Origin of the sequence: Methylobacillus glycogenes JCM 2850 (genome assembly GCF_000617925.1) — a bacterium.
Lineage (GTDB): Bacteria > Pseudomonadota > Gammaproteobacteria > Burkholderiales > Methylophilaceae > Methylobacillus > Methylobacillus glycogenes.
Genome location: NZ_BAMT01000021.1, coordinates 1 through 15,470, shown reverse-complemented (window position 1 = coordinate 15,470; position 15,470 = coordinate 1). Strand labels below are relative to the sequence as shown.

General features: G+C 52.2%; 11 protein-coding genes, 1 tRNA gene and 2 pseudogenes. All 14 read right to left on the bottom strand.

Features of this window, described 5'->3' with window-relative positions; genetic code table 11:
* On the bottom strand, positions 1–156 hold a 156-nt coding region (locus JCM2850_RS15780), incomplete at its 3' end, for a GTP-binding protein (RefSeq protein ID WP_025871667.1).
* A 30-nt stretch (positions 157–186) separates the two neighbouring features.
* Complete coding sequence (gene fusA / locus JCM2850_RS15775) at positions 187–2,277, bottom strand: elongation factor G (protein ID WP_025873095.1); 2,091 nt, start codon at positions 2,275–2,277, stop codon at positions 187–189.
* Positions 2,278–2,314: 37 nt separating this feature from the next.
* Positions 2,315–2,785, bottom strand: coding sequence for a 30S ribosomal protein S7 (gene rpsG, locus JCM2850_RS15770; RefSeq protein WP_025873094.1), 471 nt, complete (start codon positions 2,783–2,785; stop codon positions 2,315–2,317).
* Positions 2,786–2,821: 36 nt separating this feature from the next.
* Positions 2,822–3,199 carry a 30S ribosomal protein S12 gene (rpsL, locus tag JCM2850_RS15765; protein ID WP_025873093.1) on the bottom strand — a complete coding sequence of 126 codons (378 nt, stop codon included), beginning with the start codon at positions 3,197–3,199 and terminating at the stop codon, positions 2,822–2,824.
* 95 nt (positions 3,200–3,294) lie between these two features.
* Positions 3,295–7,524, bottom strand: coding sequence for a DNA-directed RNA polymerase subunit beta' (gene rpoC, locus JCM2850_RS15760; RefSeq protein ID WP_025873092.1), 4,230 nt, complete (start codon positions 7,522–7,524; stop codon positions 3,295–3,297).
* A gap of 12 nt (positions 7,525–7,536) precedes the next feature.
* Positions 7,537–11,708 (bottom strand): annotated as a pseudogene (gene rpoB, locus JCM2850_RS20025) (DNA-directed RNA polymerase subunit beta).
* 122 nt (positions 11,709–11,830) lie between these two features.
* Positions 11,831–12,214: a 50S ribosomal protein L7/L12 gene (rplL, locus tag JCM2850_RS15750; RefSeq protein WP_025873091.1), complete on the bottom strand. Its 384-nt coding sequence runs from the start codon at positions 12,212–12,214 to the stop codon at positions 11,831–11,833.
* 31 nt (positions 12,215–12,245) lie between these two features.
* Positions 12,246–12,770: a 50S ribosomal protein L10 gene (rplJ, locus tag JCM2850_RS15745; RefSeq protein WP_025873090.1), complete on the bottom strand. Its 525-nt coding sequence runs from the start codon at positions 12,768–12,770 to the stop codon at positions 12,246–12,248.
* A gap of 235 nt (positions 12,771–13,005) precedes the next feature.
* Positions 13,006–13,698 (bottom strand): 50S ribosomal protein L1, encoded by a 693-nt coding sequence (gene rplA / locus JCM2850_RS15735; protein WP_025873088.1) that lies wholly within the window; start codon positions 13,696–13,698, stop codon positions 13,006–13,008.
* Positions 13,699–14,130: a 50S ribosomal protein L11 gene (gene rplK, locus JCM2850_RS15730; RefSeq protein WP_025873087.1), complete on the bottom strand. Its 432-nt coding sequence runs from the start codon at positions 14,128–14,130 to the stop codon at positions 13,699–13,701.
* A gap of 145 nt (positions 14,131–14,275) precedes the next feature.
* The gene (nusG, locus tag JCM2850_RS15725; RefSeq protein ID WP_036266491.1) at positions 14,276–14,806 is read right to left on the bottom strand and encodes a transcription termination/antitermination protein NusG; all 531 of its coding nucleotides are present in this window, start codon (positions 14,804–14,806) and stop codon (positions 14,276–14,278) included.
* A 9-nt stretch (positions 14,807–14,815) separates the two neighbouring features.
* Positions 14,816–15,162, bottom strand: a pseudogene (secE, locus tag JCM2850_RS15720) (preprotein translocase subunit SecE).
* A 22-nt stretch (positions 15,163–15,184) separates the two neighbouring features.
* A tRNA-Trp gene (locus JCM2850_RS15715) sits at positions 15,185–15,260 on the bottom strand.
* Positions 15,261–15,313: 53 nt separating this feature from the next.
* Positions 15,314–15,470 (bottom strand): EF-Tu C-terminal domain-related protein (locus tag JCM2850_RS21210; protein ID WP_500778289.1); only part of this gene is annotated, 157 nt, incomplete at its 5' end.

Sequence of the window (15,470 nt, the reverse complement as noted above, 5' to 3'; positions counted from 1 at the left end):
GTTATCAATCTGCGAGTAGTCTTTCGCTTCGCCACCAAACTTCTTGGTCAGTACGGTGGTGATCGCAGCTGTCAATGTGGTCTTACCATGGTCAACGTGGCCAATTGTACCTACGTTAACGTGCGGTTTCGTCCGCTCAAATTTACCTTTTGCCATTTCCGTTTCCTTTAATAATCTATATACAGCTTATTTTTTGTTGATGATGGCTTCAGCCACGTTTCTTGGGGCTTCTGCGTAGTGCTTGAATTCCATGCTGTAGCTTGCACGACCTTGAGACAAGGAACGTACAACAGTGGAGTAACCGAACATTTCAGCCAAAGGCACTTCAGCACGGATTACCTTGCCACCTGCATTGTCTTCCATACCCTGGATCATGCCGCGACGTGAGGACAAGTCACCCATCACATCACCCATGTAGTCTTCAGGAGTTTCCACTTCCACAGCCATCATAGGCTCAAGCAGAATTGGATCCGCCTTGCGCATACCATCCTTGAACGCGATCGAAGCAGCCATCTTGAAGGCGTTTTCGTTCGAGTCAACATCATGGTAGGAACCATCAAACAGGGTTACCTTAACGTCAACAACCGGGAAGCCAGCCAGGATACCTGCAGGAATAGTTTCCTTCAGACCCTTATCAACCGCAGGGATGAATTCGCGAGGAACGGTACCGCCCTTGATCGCATCAACGAATTCGTAGCCCTTACCAGCTTCGTTAGGCTCCATCTTGATCCACACGTGACCAAACTGACCCTTACCACCGGACTGCTTAACAAACTTACCTTCAACCTCAACAGCCTTCTTGATGGCTTCACGGTAAGCAACCTGAGGCGCACCAACATTGGCTTCAACGTTGAATTCACGACGCATACGGTCTACCAGAATTTCCAGGTGCAACTCACCCATACCCGAAATAATGGTTTGATTGGTTTCTTCATCAGTACGCACACGGAAGGAAGGATCTTCCTGAGCCAAACGGTTCAGCGCAATACCCATCTTTTCTTGGTCAGCCTTGGTCTTAGGCTCAACAGCCACGTGAATCACAGGCTCAGGGAATACCATGCGCTCCAGAATGATCACGTGATCAGGATCGCACAGGGTATCACCAGTGGTAGCTTCTTTCAGACCAACGGCAGCGGCGATGTCGCCAGCGCGCACTTCCTTGATTTCTTCACGTTGGTTAGCGTGCATCTGCAGGATACGGCCCAGACGTTCCTTCTTCTCCTTAACGGAGTTGTAGACAGTATCGCCAGAGTTAACCACACCAGAGTAAACGCGGAAGAAGATTAGCTGACCAACGAATGGATCGGTCATGATCTTGAAGGCCAATGCGGAGAATTTCTCAGCATCATCAGCCTTACGCTCAGCCTTTTCACCATTTTCCAGCTCACCAGTCACAGGTGGAATATCCACTGGAGATGGCAGGAAGTCGATCACAGCATCCAACATACGCTGCACACCCTTGTTCTTGAACGCGGTGCCACACAGCATAGGTTGAATTTCGTTAGCGATCGTGCGATCACGCAGACCCTTAACGATTTCTTCTTCAGACAGCTCGCCAGTTTCCAGATACTTGTTCATCAAGTCTTCGTTGGATTCAGCAGCGGCTTCGATCATGTTTTCGCGCCACTTGACGCATTCGTCAGCCAAGTCAGCAGGAATATCTGCGTAGTCAAACTTAGTACCTTGGCTAGCTTCATCCCAGATGATGGCTTTCATCTTCAACAGATCAACCACACCCTTGAATGTGTCTTCAGCACCAATAGGCACAACAACAGGCACAGGGTTAGCCTTCAGACGTGTCTTCAGCTGGTCATAAACCTTGAAGAAGTTAGCACCAGTACGGTCCATCTTGTTGATGAAGGCCAGACGTGGCACTTTGTACTTGTTAGCTTGACGCCATACAGTTTCGGATTGGGGCTGAACACCACCCACAGCACAGTAAACCATGCAAGCACCATCCAGAACACGCATGGAACGCTCAACTTCAATGGTGAAGTCTACGTGACCAGGGGTATCAATGATGTTGATACGGTGCTCAGGATAGTTACCGGCCATACCCTTCCAGAAGGCAGTGGTAGCCGCGGAAGTAATGGTAATGCCGCGCTCTTGCTCCTGCTCCATCCAGTCCATGGTGGCAGCACCATCGTGCACTTCGCCGATCTTGTGATTGACGCCGGTATAAAAGAGGATACGCTCAGTTGTCGTGGTCTTGCCAGCGTCAATGTGCGCACTGATACCGATGTTACGGTAGCGATTAATTGGGGTTTTACGAGCCACAGCGATTACCTTTTACTTGCTTGTCTAGTTAAATGGCTTAGAAACGGAAGTGCGAGAAGGCCTTGTTGGCTTCTGCCATGCGGTGAACTTCTTCACGCTTCTTCATGGCGGAACCACGACCTTCAGAGGCTTCAACCAGCTCAGCAGCCAAACGCAGGCCCATGGACTTTTCGCCACGCTTGCGCGCTGCATCACGCAGCCAGCGCATTGCCAGCGCATTGCGGCGAGCTGGACGAACCTCAACAGGCACCTGGTAGTTAGCACCGCCAACACGACGGCTCTTCACTTCAACAACAGGGCGCAGATTGCCAATTGCCAAGGTGAAAACTTCCAGCGCATCTTTGCCGCTCTTTGTGGTGATTTGGTCAAATGCGCCGTACAGGATACGCTCAGCAACCGACTTCTTACCACCGGTCATCAGCACATTAACGAACTTTGAAACTTCCTGACTACCGAACTTTGGATCAGGCAGGATGTTACGCTTGGGAACTTCTCTACGTCTTGGCATGGCTTTCTCGATTCCTTAACAATTGGCCGCTTAAGATTAAGCAGCCTTAGGGCGCTTAGCACCGTACTTGGAGCGGGACTGTTTGCGATCTTTAACGCCAGCAGTATCCAGACTACCGCGTACCATGTGGTAACGCACACCTGGCAAATCCTTAACACGACCACCGCGCAGCAGCACAACAGAGTGCTCCTGCAGGTTGTGGCCTTCACCGCCGATATAGCTGATCACTTCGTAACCGTTGGTCAGGCGCACTTTGGCAACCTTACGCAAAGCGGAGTTTGGCTTCTTTGGAGTAGTTGTGTAAACGCGAGTGCATACACCACGCTTTTGTGGGCAACTCTCGAGCGCTGGCACCTTGCTCTTGGATACTACTTTTTGGCGCGGCTTGCGCACTAATTGATTGGTGGTTGGCATAACCTTTAGCCTTTATATTTTAACCGCTAAAAATTACGGGATGGCGATAGGCCATCCCGGAAAATTCAGCATTTTATTTAGCGTTCAATGTGTTGTCAAGCAACCTCAGGATTTCCAGAGGTTTCTTCGACTTGCACTTCGTCCGCTTCTTGGATGATGGCTGGTGCAGAATCTACACCATCAGCATTACGTTTGCGTGTCTCATGATAGGCAAGACCAGTACCTGCCGGGATCAGTCGACCCACGATGACGTTTTCCTTCAGACCACGCAGTTCGTCGCGCTTGCCCAGAATTGCGGCTTCGGTCAGAACACGGGTGGTTTCCTGGAACGACGCTGCCGAGATGAAGGAATCCGTAGACAGCGATGCCTTGGTGATACCCAGCAATACGTACTCGAAACTGGCTGGACGCTTGTCTTCTGCCAATACGCGTTCGTTCTCGGTCAATACATCTGCACGCTCAACCTGCTCACCCATGATGAAGGTGGTATCGCCAGCATCGGTGATACGAACACGACGCAGCATTTGACGCACGATGACTTCAATATGCTTGTCATTGATCTTCACACCTTGCAGACGGTAAACGTCTTGTACTTCATCAATGATGTAACGCGCTAGCGCTTCGCGACCTTGCAGACGCAGGATGTCCTGCGGATCTGCCGGGCCGTCGACGATGCTTTCACCCTTCGTCACCACTTGGCCGTCATGCGCCGTTACGTGCTTGTCCTTAGGAATCAGGAACTCATTGGATACGCCGTCGAGGTCGGTAATAACCAGACGTTGCTTACCCTTGGTATCCTTACCGAAGGAGATGGTGCCTGTGACTTCCGCCAGCAGACCTGCATCCTTAGGTGAACGCGCTTCGAACAGTTCGGCCACACGTGGCAGACCGCCGGTAATATCACGGGTCTTGGAAGACTCTTGTGGGATACGGGCCAATACTTCACCCACGCCCACTTCCTGACCATCCTTAACCGTGATGATGCAACCCAGCTGGAAGGTCACGCTAACAGGAGCCTCACCACCGGCTACCTTGACTTCAACGCCATTGGCATCAAGCAATTTAACCTGTGGGCGCAGACCCTTGGACTGACCAGCACGCTGCTTAGGATCGATAACAACCAGTGATGACAAACCAGTCACTTCATCAACCTGCTTGGCCACGGTAACGCCTTCTTCGACGTTCTCGAACTTCACGCGGCCAGCGTATTCGGTAATGATGGGACGGGTGTGCGGATCCCAGGTAGCCAACGCCTGACCAGCCTTAACCTGCTTACCGTCGGTGATTTGCAGCGTCGCGCCATAAGGCACTTTATGACGCTCACGCTCACGACCGTTTTCGTCCTGGATAATGGCTTCACCGTTACGCGAAATCACAACCTGCTCATTACGGGCATTGGTGACATAACGCATAGTGGAAGTGAAGCGCACGATACCGTTGGACTTACTTTCAACTTGGCTGACGGATGCTGCACGCGATACCGCACCACCGATGTGGAAGGTACGCATGGTCAGCTGGGTGCCTGGCTCACCGATGGATTGCGCTGCAATCACACCAACCGCCTCACCCATATTGATCAGCCTGCCACGACCCAAGTCGCGGCCATAACATTTAGCGCAAATACCATAGCGTGTATCGCAAGTCAGGGCAGTACGCACCTTGACTTCATCAATGCCCAGGGCATCGATATGCTCGACTTCATCTTCAGTCAGCAGCGTACCAGCTGGATAGACCACTTCCTGAGTTTCAGGATTGACCACATCCAGAGCAGCCACACGACCAAGAATACGATCATGCAAAGGCTCAACCACTTCACCACCCTTCACCAGGGCTTTGGTGAACAGACCTTCTGTCGTACCGCAATCACGCTCGGTCACCACCAGATCCTGGGTCACATCGACCAGACGGCGAGTCAGGTAACCGGAGTTAGCTGTCTTCAAGGCCGTATCTGCCAGACCCTTACGTGCACCGTGGGTGGAGATGAAGTACTGCAACACGTTCAGACCATCGCGGAAGTTCGCGGTAATCGGTGTTTCAATAATGGAGCCATCTGGCTTAGCCATCAGACCACGCATACCTGCCAGCTGACGTACCTGAGCTGCGGAACCACGAGCACCGGAGTCTGCCATCATGTAAATGGCGTTGAAGGATTCCTGCTTGATGACCTTGCCATCCGCATCCTTGGCAACACTGCCGTCAGCGTCAAGCACGGTTTCTTCGCGCAGTTGCTTCATCATCGCATCGGCAACCTTGTCACCGGCACGACCCCAGATATCCACCACCTTGTTGTAGCGCTCACCCTGAGTCACCAGACCGGAAACATACTGGTCTTCGATTTCCTTGACTTCGGCTTCGGCAGAAGCAATCAATTGCTCCTTCTCTGGTGGCACCAACATATCGTTGATGCTGATAGAGATACCAGCGCGGGTAGCGTAGGTGTAACCGGTGTACATCAGCTTGTCGGCGAAAATCACGGTTTCGCGGATACCCACACGACGGAAGCTGGCGTTGATCAGCCTAGAGATTTCCTTTTTCTTCAGTGCTTTGTCAATCACGCTGAATGGCAGGCCTGGAGGCAGAATCTCGGACAGCAGCGCACGACCTACGGTAGTTTCGTAGCGCGTGATTTTCTCGTGTTTCTGGCCATCCAGATCCACATCGAATTCACGAATACGCACAGTCACACGAGCGTGCAGGTCAATCAGACCGCTGTCATAGACGCGCTGTACTTCAGAGATGTTGGCAAAACGCATGCCTTCACCACGTGCGGCCTTCTTTTCGCGGGTCATGTAGTACAGACCCAACACGATATCCTGAGAAGGCACAATGATAGGCTCGCCGTTGGCTGGAGACAGCACGTTGTTGGAGGCCAGCATCAAAGTGCGAGCTTCCATTTGCGCTTCCAGGCTCAAAGGTACGTGAACCGCCATTTGGTCACCGTCAAAGTCGGCGTTAAACGCGGCGCAGACCAATGGGTGCAACTGAATCGCCTTACCTTCAATCAGGGTTGGCTCGAACGCCTGGATACCCAGACGGTGCAGTGTAGGCGCACGGTTCAGCAATACTGGATGCTCACGAATCACGTCTTCGAGGATATCCCAGACTTCTGGACCTTCCTCTTCAACCTTCTTCTTGGCTGCCTTGATGGTGGTTGCCAGACCCAATACTTCCAGCTTGTGGAAGATGAAAGGCTTGAACAGTTCCAACGCCATCTTCTTGGGCAAACCGCACTGATGCAGCTTGAGTTGTGGACCAACCACAATTACGGAACGACCGGAGTAATCAACACGCTTACCCAGCAAGTTCTGACGGAAACGACCGCCCTTACCCTTGATCATGTCAGCCAGGGACTTCAACGGACGCTTGTTAGCGCCAGTCATGACCTTGCCGCGCCTACCGTTATCCAGCAGGGAATCTACCGCTTCTTGCAGCATGCGCTTTTCGTTACGCACGATGATTTCTGGCGCCTTCAGCTCCAGCAATCTCTTCAAGCGGTTGTTACGGTTGATCACGCGACGATACAGATCGTTCAGGTCGGAAGTCGCAAAGCGACCGCCATCCAGCGGTACCAATGGGCGCAGTTCTGGTGGCAGCACAGGCAGCACTTCCAGAATCATCCACTCAGGCTTGATGCCAGACTTCTGGAAGGCCTCAAGTACCTTCAGGCGCTTGGCGATCTTCTTGATCTTGGCTTCACTACCGGTTTCACCCAGATCGCGACGCAGTTTTTCAATTTCGGTGTGTACATCCATGGTGCGCAGCAGTTCACGCACAGCTTCAGCACCCATGACGGCGCTGAATTCATCACCGTATTCTTCCACCTTGGCCAGGTAGTCGTCTTCTGTCAGCAGCTGACCACGGGTCAGCGGTGTCATGCCTGGATCGATGACGATATAGGCTTCGAAGTACAGTACGCGCTCAATATCACGCAGCGCGATATCCAGCACCATACCCAGACGGCTAGGCAAGCTCTTCAGGAACCAGATGTGAGCAACCGGGCTGGCCAACTCAATGTGGGCCATGCGCTCACGGCGTACCTTGGACAGTGTGACTTCAACGCCGCACTTTTCACAAATTACGCCACGGTGCTTCAGGCGCTTGTATTTACCGCACAAGCACTCGTAATCCTTGATCGGGCCAAAGATCTTGGCGCAGAACAAGCCATCACGTTCCGGCTTGAAGGTACGATAGTTAATGGTCTCGGGCTTCTTGACCTCACCGTAAGACCAGGAGCGGATTTTCTCAGGCGATGCCAGCGCAATCTTAATTGCGTCAAACTCTTCTTCCTGAGTGACCTGCTTGAATAAATCTAATAGAGCTTTCACGCGCGTTTCTCCTTAGTTGCGGTCAAGATCAATATCAATAGCGAGCGAGCGGATTTCCTTCACCAACACGTTGAAGGACTCAGGCATGCCTGCATCTATCTTGTGCTCACCCTTGACGATGTTCTCGTATACCTTGGTACGGCCGGTCACGTCATCAGACTTGACGGTCAGCATTTCTTGCAAGGTATAGGATGCACCATAGGCTTCCAGTGCCCAGACTTCCATTTCACCGAAGCGCTGACCACCGAACTGGGCCTTACCACCCAGCGGTTGTTGCGTGACCAGTGAGTACGGGCCGGTGGAACGTGCGTGCATCTTGTCATCAACCAAGTGGTGCAGCTTCAGTACATGCATGTAACCAACGGTCACAGGACGCTCAAAGCTTCGCCGCTACGGCCATCGAACAAAGTCACCTGCGTCTTGCCTGCAGCAAATTGCAGCTGCTGGGTACGTGGATCTTCGTCCGGGAAGGCCAGGTCCAGCATCGCTCTGATGTCGGATTCTGCTGCACCGTCAAATACCGGGGTAGCGAAAGGCACACCGTTACGCAGGTTCTTGGCCAGGTCGAACACTTCAACATCAGTCAGGGACTTGATGTCTTCAGACTTGCCAGTGCTATCGTTGTAGATCTGTTCAAGGAACTTGCGTACTTCAGCAGCCTTGCTTTGCGCCTGCAACATGTTGTTGATGCGGATACCCAGACCCTTGGCAGCCCAACCCAGGTGGACTTCCAGAATCTGACCGATGTTCATCCGTGAAGGGACGCCCAGCGGGTTCAGCACGATGTCCATAGGTGTACCGTCAGCCATGTGTGGCATATCTTCGATAGGCACAATCTTGGAGACCACACCCTTGTTACCGTGACGGCCGGCCATCTTGTCACCAGGCTGGATACGACGCTTAACAGCCAAGTAAACTTTGACCATCTTCTGTACGCCAGGTGGCAATTCATCGCCTTGAGTCAGCTTGCGCTTCTTCTCTTCAAACTTGTTGTCGAACTCAATACGCGCTTGCGACAAACTGTCACGCAGTTGTTCCAGTTGACGTGCCACTTCTTCATCGCTGAGACGGATGTCGAACCAGTCGTAACGTGCCAGGCTCTCCAGGTACTCCGCAGTCAATGCCTCGCCCTTCTTGAGCTTTTGTGGGCCACCGGTAGCAATCTTGCCTTCGATCAAGCGACGGATACGGCCAAAGGCATCGTCTTCGACGATACGCATCTGGTCGGCCAGATCTTGCTTGTAGTTGCCCAGCTGGTCGTCAATGATCTGCTGTGCACGTGCATCACGGTCTATGCCTTCACGTGTGAAGACTTGAACGTCAATCACGGTGCCGGACATGCCGGAAGGTACGCGCAGTGAAGTATCCTTCACGTCGCTGGCCTTTTCACCGAAGATCGCGCGCAGCAGCTTTTCTTCTGGTGTCAGCTGGGTTTCACCCTTAGGTGTCACCTTACCAACCAGCACATCGCCAGCTTCGACTTCAGCACCAATGTAGATAATGCCGGAATCATCCAGACGGCCCAGCATACGCTCGGACAGATTGGAGATGTCGCGGGTGATTTCTTCAGCGCCCAGCTTAGTGTCACGTGCCACCACAGAGAGTTCTTCAATGTGGATGGAGGTGTAACGGTCATCAGCAACAACGCGCTCGGAGATCAAAATCGAATCTTCGAAGTTGTAGCCGTTCCATGGCATAAACGCGACCAGCATGTTCTGACCCAGTGCCAACTCACCCATATCGGTGGAAGCACCATCGGCAATCACGTCGCCGCGTGCCAGTACATCACCGATATTGACCAGCGGACGCTGGTTGATGTTGGTGTTCTGGTTAGAACGTGTGTACTTGATCAGGTTGTAGATATCAACACCGACTTCGCCAGCAGCAGCTTCTTCGTCATGCACACGCACCACGATACGGCTGGAATCTACGTAATCGACGATACCACCACGGCGTGCGGTAACCACAGTACCGGAGTCAACCGCTACAGTACGTTCGATACCAGTACCGACCACGGCTTTTTCAGCACGCAGACAGGGCACAGCCTGACGTTGCATGTTGGCACCCATCAAGGCACGGTTCGCATCATCGTGCTCAAGGAACGGAATCAGCGAAGCTGCAACCGACACAATCTGACCAGGCGCCACGTCCATGTATTGAACACGGTCAGGCTGAGCCATGGTGAATTCATTGTGGTAACGCGCAGAGATCAGCTCTTCCTTGAAGTTGCTCTTTTCGTCCAGCTCAGAGTTCGCCTGAGCGATCATGTACTGGCTTTCCTCAATTGCGGAAAGGAAATCGATAGTGGCACTTACCTTGTTGTTCTCAACACGACGGTATGGAGTCTCAAGGAAACCATACTGATTGGTGCGGGAATACAACGCCAAAGAGTTGATCAGACCAATGTTTGGACCTTCAGGTGTTTCAATCGGGCAAACACGGCCATAGTGTGTGGAGTGTACGTCACGCACTTCAAAGCCCGCACGTTCGCGAGTCAGACCACCAGGGCCCAGGGCGGAGACACGACGCTTGTGCGTGATCTCGGACAAGGGGTTGGTCTGATCCATAAACTGTGACAGCTGCGAAGAACCGAAGAATTCACGGATCGCGCTAGATACAGGCTTGGCATTGATCAGATCATGCGGCATCAGATTGTCGGATTCAGCCTGGCTCAAACGCTCTTTCACGGCGCGCTCAACACGTACCAAACCAGCACGGAATTGGTTTTCTGCCAGTTCACCTACGGAACGGATACGACGGTTACCCAGGTGATCGATATCGTCGATTTCGCCGCGACCATTGCGCAGCTCAACCAATACCGCGATCACAGCCAGGATGTCGTCATTGGCCAGTACGCCAGCACCTTCAGCACCCTGTGGGCCAACCTTCTCGTAGAAGCGACGCAACCAAGCAGCGGTTCTGTCCTCGATCTTCTCGGGGAAGGCACGGCGGTTGAACTTCATGCGACCTACAGCAGACAGGTCATAACGATCTGGGTTGAAGAACAAGCCTTCGAACAATGCCTGCACGGCATCTTCAGTTGGCGGTTCACCAGGACGCATCATGCGGTAGATTGCTACGCGTGCACTGTACTCATCCGGGATTTCATCGATACGCAATGTTTGCGAGATATAGTCGCCATGATCCAGATCATTTGCGTACAAAGTATTGATCTTGGTGATATCGGCGTCACGCAGCTTCTCCAGCAGCGATTCGGTGATTTCGTCATTGGCGTTGGCCACGACTTCACCTGTGGACTTATCCACAATGCCTACACTCAGGGAACGACCAAGCAGGAACTCTTCAGGCACAGTAATCTTGCTGATGCCTGCCTTTTCCATATCACGGATATGTTTGACCGTAATACGCTTGTCCTTGGCAACGATGACAGCGCCATCCTTGTCGACAATATCGAACTTCGCCACTTCACCACGCAGACGCTCAGGCATCAGTTCAAATTGAACACCCTTCTTGGCGATGTGGAAAGTGTCGAAATCGTAAAACGTTTCCAGAATTTGCTCTGGGGAATAACCCAATGCCTTGAGCAGTATGGTGACAGGCATCTTGCGACGGCGGTCAACACGGAAATACAGGTAATCCTTGGGGTCAAACTCGAAATCGAGCCAAGAACCACGGTAAGGAATAATACGTGCGGAGAACAGCAGCTTACCGGAGCTGTGGGTCTTGCCTCTATCGTGCTCGAAGAACACGCCTGGGCTGCGGTGTAGCTGGGAAACGATAACACGCTCGGTACCATTGATAACGAAAGAACCGTTTTCAGTCATGAGCGGCAGTTCGCCCATATAGACTTCCTGCTCCTTCACTTCCTTGACCGTCGGCTTGGAAGCCTCTTTGTCCATAATGGTCAGGCGCACTTTGACACGCAGAGGCGCAGCATAGGTCAAACCACGCTGTTGACACTCTTTAACGTCAAATGGCTCTTGGCCAAGATTGTAACTGACGAAATCCAGTCGGGCATTGCCAGAATGGCTGACGATAGGAAAGACCGAACTGAACGCCGCTTGCAGACCTGCGTCAGAACGCTTGTCGGCACGCGCATCGGCTTGCAGGAAAGCAGCGTAGGATTCCAATTGCATGGCAAGCAGGTAAGGAACTTCCTGCACGCTTTCGCGCTTGGCGAAACTTTTACGCAGACGTTTCTTTTCGGTAAAGGAATAGCTCATAGCATCTCCTGAGGATAGAGGGCAGAAGACAGCAGCCCAAGCGAACTGCTGTCTTCTACCTTCTTAAAATGGTGAAGGCTGGCAGTTTCCTGCCAGCCCGAACAACTTGATTTACTGCGGTATTACTTGATTTCAGCCTTAGCGCCAGCTTCTTCCAGCTTCTTCAGAGCTGCATCAGCATCAGCCTTGGAAACGCCTTCCTTAACTGCCTTAGGAGCAGCGTCAACCAGGTCCTTAGCTTCCTTCAGACCCAGGGAAGTCAGTTCGCGAACTGCCTTAATTACGTTAACCTTGTTGTCGCCTGCGGAGGTCAGAACAACGTCGAACTCAGTCTTTTCAGCAGCAGCAGCGCCAGCGTCGCCGCCAGCAGCAGGTGCAGCAACAGCAACTGCAGCAGCAGCTGCGGAAACGCCAAACTTCTCTTCCAGATCTTTGATCAGTTCGGACAGTTCGAGAACGGTCAAGGACGCAATAGCGTCAAGAATTTCTGCTTTGGATAATGCCATTTGTTAATACTCCTGATAAATATGATATTGATTAGGCTGCTTGCTTTTGATCGCGCACTGCAGCAAGACCACGTGCAAACTTTGTAGGCACTTCGTTGAGTGTGCGTACAAACTGTGCAACAGGCGCTTGCATAGTGCCGAGCAACTTGGCCAGCAACTCTTCGCGGCTTGGCAGGGTAGCCAGGGCTTGTACACCCTTAGCGTCCAGAACCTTGCCTGGCAAAGCGCCAGCCTTGATGACGAACTTGTCGTTGGCCTTAGCGAAATTGTTCAGTACCTTTGCCGCAGCAACTGGATCGGTAGAAATACCGAATACCAGCGGGCCTACCATGTCGTTTGCCAAACCAGAGAACTGGGTGCCGTCAACAGCGCGACGTACCAATGTGTTCTTCAGAACACGCAGGTAAACACCGGATTTTCTGGCTTCAGCGCGCAACTTGGTCATGTCGCCCACTTCAATGCCACGATACTCAGCAAGAACAATTGCCTGGGCCTGAGCGACTTGCTCGCTAACCTCAGCAACTACTGCCTTTTTCTGTTCAAGATTAAGACTCAAGGTCCTCTCCTTCCGTAAATTTAAGCATTTGCAGCAAGCTGCAAACACCTTCCCACGGCGACCTTTCATCAGGAATATAAATCCTGTTCCGGGTAACGCCATCTGCGTAGGACTTGGCTAGAGTTTTGCCGCCATTAAGCTGGTTTAGAGCTCCTACGGTCTTTGATAACCCCATCTTAACGCCACGGGCCCAAAGTTCTTTGCGGCGCCCACCTTGCGGCAGACGCCAAATTCATTAAGCCAGGTTGGACTGGTCTACACGCACACCGGCACCCATGGTGCTGGAGACGGAAACCTTCTTCAGGTAAACACCCTTAGACGAAGCAGGCTTGGCTTTGTTCAACGCATCCACGAGCGCAGCCAGGTTTTCCTTCAGTGCATCAACACCGAAAGAAGCACGGCCGATAGTGCAATGCACAATACCACCCTTGTCGGTACGGTATTGAACTTGACCAGCCTTGGCGTTCTTAACTGCGGTGGTGACGTCAGGCGTCACGGTACCAACCTTAGGGTTAGGCATCAGACCACGTGGACCCAGTACTTGACCCAGGGTACCAACAATACGCATTGCATCAGGCGTTGCAATCGCAACGTCGAAGTCCAGCATGCCACCCTTGACTTGTTCAGCCAGGTCTTCAAAACCAACGATGTCAGCACCAGCAGCCTTAGCAGCTTCAGCAGCAGCGCCCTGTGCGAACACGGCGATACGCTTGGTCTTACCTGTACCGTGTGGCAGCACCAGAGCGCCACGTACCAGCTGGTCAGACTTACGTGCATCAATACCCAGATTGATGACCGCATCTACAGACTCGTCAAACTTAGCAGTTGCAGTTTCCTTGACCAGAGTCAGGGCTTCAGCGACTGGATATACCTTGTTACGATCAACCTTGGCACGCAAGGCCTCGATACGCTTAGAAACGTTAGCCATTTACACACCCTCCACTTCAATACCCATGCTGCGTGCGCTACCAGCGATGGTGCGTACTGCAGCGTCCAGATCAGCAGCTGTAAGATCAGGTGCCTTGGTCTTGGCGATTTCTTCGGCTTGAGCGCGAGTAATCTTGCCAACCTTGTCTGTATGAGGACGTGGGGAACCCTTGTCGATTTTGGCTGCCTTCTTGATCAGAATGGTGGCAGGAGGAGTCTTCATCACGAAGGTGAAGCTCTTGTCTGCAAACGCAGTGATCACAACCGGAATCGGCAGACCTGGTTCCAGGCTTTGAGTTGCTGCATTGAACGCCTTGCAGAACTCCATAATGTTCAGACCACGTTGACCCAGTGCTGGACCAACAGGGGGACTTGGATTGGCTTTACCTGCAGGAATCTGCAGCTTGATATAGCCGATGATTTTCTTTGCCATTTTAAACTCCTCTTGGGTGATATCGCCTTCTACAAAGGCTCCCCAGTTTAGATATGCGATGCCAGACATCACGCTTGCCGCACTCCAGAACGACGGAGTGCAAAAAGCTGCGCCTTACCAATAGGCAAGGCGCAGCCTTAAATCTTTACACTTCTTTTTCTACCTGACTAAAATCAAGCTCAACAGGGGTAGCACGACCAAAGATCACCACGGAAACGCGCAGCTTGCTCTTCTCGTAATTGATATCCTCGACACTGCCAGAGAAATCCTTGAATGGACCATCAATCACGCGCACAGCCTCACCCTTATCAAAGGTAAGCTTCTGCGTAGGATTGCTCTTGCTCTCATCCATACGCTGCAGAATGATGTCAACTTCCTTATCCTTGATCGGAGTAGGCTTGAGGGCAGTACCACCAATAAAGGCAGTCACGCGCGGCGTACTCTTCACCAAGTGCCAACTTTCATCACTCATCTGCATCTGCACCAGCACATAGCCAGGGTACAGCTTGCGTTCAGTGATGCTCTTGACGCCATTCTTCATCTCAACCACTTCTTCCACCGGCACCAGAATGTCACCAAACATATCGCCAATGTCAGAACGCAGGATGCGATCTTCCAAACCTTTTTTTACAGACTTCTCAAAACCAGAAAAAGCCTGCACTGCATACCAACGCATATCACTCACTTAAGCACCCCTCCCCATCAGATGCTTCACAGCCCACATGAAGCCAATATCTACCACCCAGAGGAAAGCTGCCATCACGATCACCAGACCAAACACCGCGAGGGTAGTTTGCACGGTTTCCTTGCGGCTAGGCCAAACCACTTTGCGAGTCTCGAGCACAGCTTCGCGTACAAACACGAAACCATTTTGCCCGGTCGCTGTAGTCTTGAGCAGTAGTAGTGCAGCAACAATCCCGGCCAATACGGACAGAATTCGCAACACCAACGCCTGATCAGCCAACAAATAAAAGCCGGCAACCCCAGCCGCAACCAGCAGCAGGCTATTACCAGCTTGATCTTTTCGGTCATATTTTGTTTACACTTAATGTAATGGCAGGCCAGGAGGGCCTCGAACCCCCAACCCTCGGTTTTGGAGACCGATACTCTGCCAATTGAGCTACTGGCCTAAAAACTATTTAACGCAAAAAGCCGCCAAAAGGCAGCTTTGTGCATTTAGATGTTACTCGATGATCTTAGCAACAACACCAGCACCAACGGTACGGCCGCCTTCACGAATCGCGAAACGCAGACCTTCTTCCATCGCGATTGGCGCAATCAGCGCAACAGTGATGGAGACGTTGTCACCTGGCATCACCATTTCAGTACCAGCTGGCAGT

What these genes read in the sequence shown, in the direction of transcription:
- nusG (WP_036266491.1), bottom strand. Translation starts at nt 14,806, where the DNA reads ATGCGTTGGTATGCAGTGCAGGCTTTTTCTGGTTTTGAGAAGTCTGTA.
- rplL (WP_025873091.1), bottom strand. Translation starts at nt 12,214, where the DNA reads ATGGCATTATCCAAAGCAGAAATTCTTGACGCTATTGCGTCCTTGACC.
- rpsL (WP_025873093.1), bottom strand. Translation starts at nt 3,199, where the DNA reads ATGCCAACCACCAATCAATTAGTGCGCAAGCCGCGCCAAAAAGTAGTA.
- rplA (WP_025873088.1), bottom strand. Translation starts at nt 13,698, where the DNA reads ATGGCTAACGTTTCTAAGCGTATCGAGGCCTTGCGTGCCAAGGTTGAT.
- rpsG (WP_025873094.1), bottom strand. Translation starts at nt 2,785, where the DNA reads ATGCCAAGACGTAGAGAAGTTCCCAAGCGTAACATCCTGCCTGATCCA.
- rplK (WP_025873087.1), bottom strand. Translation starts at nt 14,130, where the DNA reads ATGGCAAAGAAAATCATCGGCTATATCAAGCTGCAGATTCCTGCAGGT.